The organism is Streptococcus sp. 339 (assembly GCF_013277285.1).
Classification (GTDB): Bacteria; Bacillota; Bacilli; order Lactobacillales; family Streptococcaceae; genus Streptococcus; species Streptococcus pseudopneumoniae.
In genome coordinates this window covers 320-6,040 of record NZ_VMMR01000060.1, presented here as the reverse complement: position 1 = coordinate 6,040, position 5,721 = coordinate 320, and the positions used below count along the sequence as shown (strand labels likewise).

The 5,721-nt window shown below is 40.3% G+C and carries 5 protein-coding genes; 3 read left to right on the top strand and 2 right to left on the bottom strand.

The genetic code is table 11. The features are described from left to right. Window positions 1–140 precede the first annotated feature (140 nt). Window positions 141–1,667 (top strand): ATP-binding cassette domain-containing protein, encoded by a 1,527-nt coding sequence (locus tag HT736_RS07850; RefSeq protein ID WP_172930918.1) that lies wholly within the window; start codon window positions 141–143, stop codon window positions 1,665–1,667. A 147-nt stretch (window positions 1,668–1,814) separates the two neighbouring features. Here the strand turns inward: HT736_RS07850 and htpX are convergent, their stop codons facing one another. Together htpX and HT736_RS07840 are read right to left on the bottom strand one after the other, a co-directional pair. After that, window positions 1,815–2,714: a zinc metalloprotease HtpX gene (gene htpX / locus HT736_RS07845; RefSeq protein ID WP_119943614.1), complete on the bottom strand. Its 900-nt coding sequence runs from the start codon at window positions 2,712–2,714 to the stop codon at window positions 1,815–1,817. 1 nt (window position 2,715) lies between these two features. Next, window positions 2,716–3,276, bottom strand: a complete 561-nt coding sequence (locus tag HT736_RS07840; protein ID WP_050108063.1) for a LemA family protein — start codon at window positions 3,274–3,276, stop codon at window positions 2,716–2,718. Between the two features lie 93 nt (window positions 3,277–3,369). Between HT736_RS07840 and rsmG the strand changes: the two genes are divergently transcribed. Both rsmG and HT736_RS07830 read left to right on the top strand, forming a co-directional pair. Beyond that, window positions 3,370–4,083, top strand: coding sequence for a 16S rRNA (guanine(527)-N(7))-methyltransferase RsmG (gene rsmG, locus HT736_RS07835; RefSeq protein ID WP_000801937.1), 714 nt, complete (start codon window positions 3,370–3,372; stop codon window positions 4,081–4,083). Between the two features lie 302 nt (window positions 4,084–4,385). Then, window positions 4,386–5,669, top strand: a complete 1,284-nt coding sequence (locus HT736_RS07830) for a solute carrier family 23 protein (protein ID WP_171039201.1) — start codon at window positions 4,386–4,388, stop codon at window positions 5,667–5,669. Window positions 5,670–5,721: the final 52 nt, after the last annotated feature.

The following is a 5,721-nucleotide window of genomic DNA, read 5'->3' as shown; positions in this document are numbered from 1 at the left end:
TACGGTAAGGCGACGCTGACGTGGTTTGAAGAGATTTTCGAAGAGTATTAATAGAGTTTTTTTGACATAGACTTTGGGCTCTACTAGGTAAAGTAGAGCTTTTTGTTATGTAGTATCAACATTCTAGAAAGGGCAATCATATGATAAAAATCAATCACCTGACCATCACACAAAACAAAGATTTACGAGACCTTGTCTCTGACCTCAGCATGACCATCCAAGACAGGGAAAAGGTCGCTATTATTGGTGAAGAAGGAAATGGCAAATCAACCTTACTTAAAACTTTAATGGGGGAAGATTTGTCTGATTTCACTATCAAGGGAGACATCCAGTCTGATTATCAGTCACTGGCCTACATTCCTCAAAAAGTCCCTGAGGACCTAAAAAAGAAAACTTTACACGACTACTTCTTTTTAGATTCTATTGATTTAGACTACAGTATCCTCTATCGTTTGGCGGAGGAATTGCATTTTGATAGCAATCGTTTCGCAAGTGACCAAGAGATTGGCAGTCTATCAGGGGGCGAAGCTTTGAAAATTCAGCTTATCCATGAGTTAGCCAAACCCTTTGAGATTCTATTTTTAGATGAACCTTCAAATGACTTGGATCTTGAGACGGTTGATTGGCTAAAAGGTCAAATGCGCAAGATTCGGCAAACCGTTATTTTCATTTCCCATGATGAGGACTTTCTTTCTGAAACGGCAGACACTATTGTTCACTTGCGACTGGTCAAGCACCGTAAAGAAGCAGAAACACTAGTAGAGCATTTAGACTATGATAGTTATAGTGAGCAGAGAAAGGCTAATTTTGCCAGACAAACCCAGCAAGCAGCCAACGACCAAAGAGCCTACGATAAAACCATGGAAAAACATCAACGAGTTAAACAAAATGTAGAAACTGCTCTTCGAGCTACCAAAGACAGTACTGCCGGTCGCCTATTGGCTAAAAAGATGAAAACTGTCCTCTCACAAGAAAAACGCTACGAAAGAGCAGCTCAGGCCATGACCCAAAAGCCACTTGAAGAGGAAGAAATCAGACTTTTCTTCTCAGATATACAGCCATTACCTACTTCTAAAGTCTTAATCCAACTGGAAAAAGAAAATTTATCCATTGGCGAGCGAATTTTGGTGCAAGAACTACAATTAACTGTCCGTGGCCAAGAAAAAATCGGTATTATAGGGCCAAATAGTATTGGAAAATCGACCCTATTAGCCAAGTTACAGCAACTTTTTAATGCTAAAAGAAAGATTTCGCTTGGTTATATGCCACAAGATTACCAGCAAAAACTGCAATTGGATTTATCACCAATAGCCTATCTAAGTAAAACTGGGGAAAAAGAGGAACTGCAGAAAATCCAATCTCACTTAGCTAGTCTCAATTTCAGTTATCCAGAAATGCAGCATCAAATTCGCTCCTTATCTGGCGGACAACAGGGTAAACTCCTGCTTTTGGATTTAGTCTTGTGCAAACCAAACTTTCTCCTGCTGGATGAACCCACACGAAATTTTTCTCCAACTTCTCAACCCGAAATTAGAAAACTCTTTGCCACTTATCCTAGTGGTCTCATCACTGTTTCGCATGACAGGCGTTTCTTAAAAGAGGTCTGTTCAATCATCTATCGCTTAACAGAATACGGTTTGGAGGTAGTTAATTTAGAAGATGTATAAATTTGTAACATAGTAGATATGTGGGGCAAAAACACAATTTTAGGAGAAAAAGAAGTAAATCTTCCCATAATAAAACGCATAATATCAAGTTTTCACACCTGATATTATGCGTTTTTCAGATTTTAAAGACTTTTTCCAGCCTTCATTTTACATATGTTTTAAACGTTCAATCCGTTCTGAGATAGGTGGGTGGGTATAAAAGAGTTTTTTGAACCCTCCCCCTTTCTTAGGATCATTGATATAAAGTGCACTGCTAGCATCATCGACGTGGCGACTCATAGGTTTGCTATTGTCCAACTTATCTAGGGCATTAATCATTCCCTGGGGATTGCGAGTCAGCTCGACACTAGATGCATCTGCCAGAAATTCCCTCTGACGAGAAATAGCGAGCTGAACCAAGGTTGCAGCGAGAGGTGCCAGTACAATAGCTAGTAGGGAAACCACTAGCATAATGATTTCAAGACCATTTCCATCTCGGTCATCATCACTTCGTCTGCGACCTGCTCCACCCCACCACATCATACGACCTGCCATACCAGAAAGCATGGTGATAGCACTAGCAAGGGCAACTGCAATAGTCGAAATACGGATATCATAATTACGAATATGACTGACTTCATGTCCCATAACAGCTTCTAGTTCTTCACGATTCATGATAGCTAGTAGACCTGAAGTCGCAGCAACCGCCGCATTTTGAGGGTTAGAACCTGTCGCAAAGGCATTTAAGGCTGGATCATCAATGATGAAAACACGGGGCATAGGAATCTGAGCGACCATAGCCATATCTTCCACTACGTGGTAGAGATCTGGTGCCGTTTGTTCATCAATCTCACGCGCCCCGTTCATGGACATGACAATCTCTGTTGATTGAAAAATCATGGACAAGGCATAGATAAAGCCGATAATCAGTGCGATAACCAAACCACCAATCCCAGACCGCATAAAGAGGTAACCAACCGCATAACCAACAAGAGCTAAGAGTAGGAAAAATACCAGCAATAAAATCCAGGTTTTTCGTTTATTGCTTGCAATTTGATCAAACAGCATCTTAGTCACCTAAACCGCTAAAATCAACCTTAGGAACTGCCTTTTCCTCTTCTGGTGTTTGAAGGAAATCTGCTGCTTTAAATCCAAACATTCCAGCGATAATGTTGCTTGGGAAAGTCTCTAATTTTACATTGTAGTTGCTGACAACACTGTTGTAGAGTTGACGAGAGTAAGAAATTTTATTTTCTGTGTTTGTCAACTCCTCTTGCAATTTAACAAAGTTGGCGCTTGCCTTCAAATCTGGATAGCTTTCTGCAACTGCAAAAATACCTGCAACCTGACGAGTGAGGGCATCACTAGCTTTCATAGCTTCTGCTGGTGAAGTCGCTGCTGCCACTTGGTTACGCAGTTCTGCCACCTTTTCAAGGGTAGAACCTTCATATTTAGCATAACCTTTTACAGTCTCAATCAAGTTTGGCAAGAGGTCATTTCGACGTTTCAACTGAACATCAATTTGGCTCCAAGCCTCCTTTGTTTGCATACGATTCTTAACCAAACCGTTATAGCTAACAATCACAAAAATAACAACAAGAGCGATAACTCCAAGAATAATCCAAGTCATGATATAAGTCCTTTCTACTTTTAGATTAGTACCAGTATATCAAATTTTTAATGATTGTGGTAAAATAAGATGATACTAAAGAAGGAAATAACTATGAAACCAGAAACATTTTACAACTTGCTTGCCGAGCAAAATCTTCCACTTTCGGACCAGCAAAAAAAACAATTTGAACGTTATTTTGAACTCTTAGTCGAGTGGAATGAAAAGATTAATTTAACAGCCATTACGGACAAAGAAGAAGTTTATCTCAAACATTTTTACGATTCGATTGCACCTATTCTGCAAGGCTTGATTCCCAATGAAAATATCAAATTGCTTGATATTGGAGCCGGTGCAGGATTTCCTAGTCTACCAATGAAAATCCTCTATCCTCAGTTAGATGTGACCATCATTGATTCGCTCAATAAACGTATCAACTTCCTCCAACTCTTAGCTCAAGAACTGGATTTGGATGGTGTTCATTTCTACCATGGACGTGCCGAAGATTTTGCCCAAGACAAGAACTTCCGTGCTCAGTATGATTTTGTAACAGCTCGTGCTGTAGCCCGTATGCAGGTCTTGTCTGAATTGACAATTCCTTACCTTAAAGTTGGTGGTAAACTATTGGCACTCAAGGCCAGCAATGCGCCTGAGGAATTATTTGAAGCTAAGAATGCCCTCAACCTCCTTTTTAGTAAAGTCGAAGACAATCTCAGCTACGCCCTACCAAATGGAGATCCGCGTTATATCACAGTGGTAGAAAAGAAAAAAGAAACGCCCAACAAATACCCAAGAAAGGCTGGTATGCCAAATAAACGCCCGCTTTAAATTTTTTAGTAAAAAAATATTTACAAAGTCATCCTCGCTCTCTTATTTTTAGGCTCGGGAAAAAATGATTTACAAAATCAACCTCGCTCTCTTATTTTTAGGCTCGGGAAAAAATGATTTACAAAATCATTTTTTTCTGCTATACTATCCTAAGCAAAGGTTTTTAATGTCATCCCGTGAGGTGACGAAGACACAGAAATACTTGAAACTCTTTAAAGTTTAGATTTTAGAGAAGTCTTACTCTGAGGGCCTATTGCTGTAAAATAATGGGCTCTTTTTTGATGCCCAAAAGTGAGGTTTATATGAAACAAGAATCAACTGTTGATTTGTTACTAGACGTTGACCAACGTCCTTCAGCTGGAAAAGGAATTCTCCTTAGTTTCCAACACGTTTTCGCCATGTTTGGTGCGACCATCTTGGTACCCTTGATTTTGGGAATGCCTGTATCTGTTGCCCTTTTTGCTTCAGGTGTTGGAACACTCATCTACATGATTTCAACTGGTTTTAAAGTTCCAGTTTATCTAGGTTCTTCATTCGCCTTTATCACAGCTATGTCACTAGCTATGAAGGAAATGGGAGGTGATATATCTGCTGCTCAAACTGGAGTTATCTTGACTGGTTTGGTCTATGTCCTTGTTGCTACCAGCATCCGATTTGTAGGAACAAAATGGATTGATAAACTCTTGCCACCAATCATCATCGGACCTATGATTATCGTTATCGGTCTTGGACTTGCAGGTTCAGCTGTTACCAACGCTGGTCTTGTAGCTGATGGAAACTGGAAAAATGCTCTTGTAGCCGTTGTTACTTTCCTAATTGCTGCCTTTATCAATACAAAGGGAAAAGGATTCCTACGAATCATTCCATTTCTCTTTGCCATTATCGGTGGTTACCTCTTCGCACTAACTCTTGGCTTGGTTGACTTTACACCAGTTCTTAAAGCTAACTGGTTTGAAATTCCTGGTTTCTACTTGCCATTTAACACAGGTGGTGCCTTTAAAGAATACAATCTTTACTTTGGTCCAGAAGCCATCGCTATCTTGCCAATCGCTATCGTAACAATTTCTGAACATATCGGAGACCATACTGTTTTGGGTCAAATCTGTGGCCGTCAATTCTTAAAAGAACCAGGTCTTCACCGTACTCTTCTTGGTGACGGTATCGCAACTTCTGTTTCTGCCTTCCTTGGTGGACCAGCCAATACAACTTACGGAGAAAATACAGGGGTTATCGGTATGACTCGTATCGCTTCTGTCTCAGTTATCCGTAACGCTGCCTTCATCGCGATTGCCCTCAGCTTCCTTGGTAAATTCACTGCCTTGATTTCAACTATTCCAAACGCTGTACTTGGTGGTATGTCAATCCTTCTCTATGGGGTTATCGCCAGCAATGGTTTGAAAGTCTTGATTAAAGAACGTGTTGATTTCGCTCAAATGCGAAACCTCATCATCGCAAGTGCTATGTTGGTTCTTGGACTTGGAGGAGCTGTCCTTAAACTTGGTCCAGTTACACTTTCAGGTACTGCTCTTTCAGCCATGACAGGAATCATCTTGAACTTGATCTTGCCATACGAAAATAAAGACTAATACTCTTCGAAAATCTCTTCAAACCACGTCAACGTCGCCTTGCCGTAGATAT

Coding starts and splice junctions, on each gene's coding strand:
- HT736_RS07850 (WP_172930918.1), top strand. CDS start 141: ATGATAAAAATCAATCACCTGACCATCACACAAAACAAAGATTTACGA.
- htpX (WP_119943614.1), bottom strand. CDS start 2,714: ATGCTGTTTGATCAAATTGCAAGCAATAAACGAAAAACCTGGATTTTA.
- HT736_RS07840 (WP_050108063.1), bottom strand. CDS start 3,276: ATGACTTGGATTATTCTTGGAGTTATCGCTCTTGTTGTTATTTTTGTG.
- rsmG (WP_000801937.1), top strand. CDS start 3,370: ATGAAACCAGAAACATTTTACAACTTGCTTGCCGAGCAAAATCTTCCA.
- HT736_RS07830 (WP_171039201.1), top strand. CDS start 4,386: ATGAAACAAGAATCAACTGTTGATTTGTTACTAGACGTTGACCAACGT.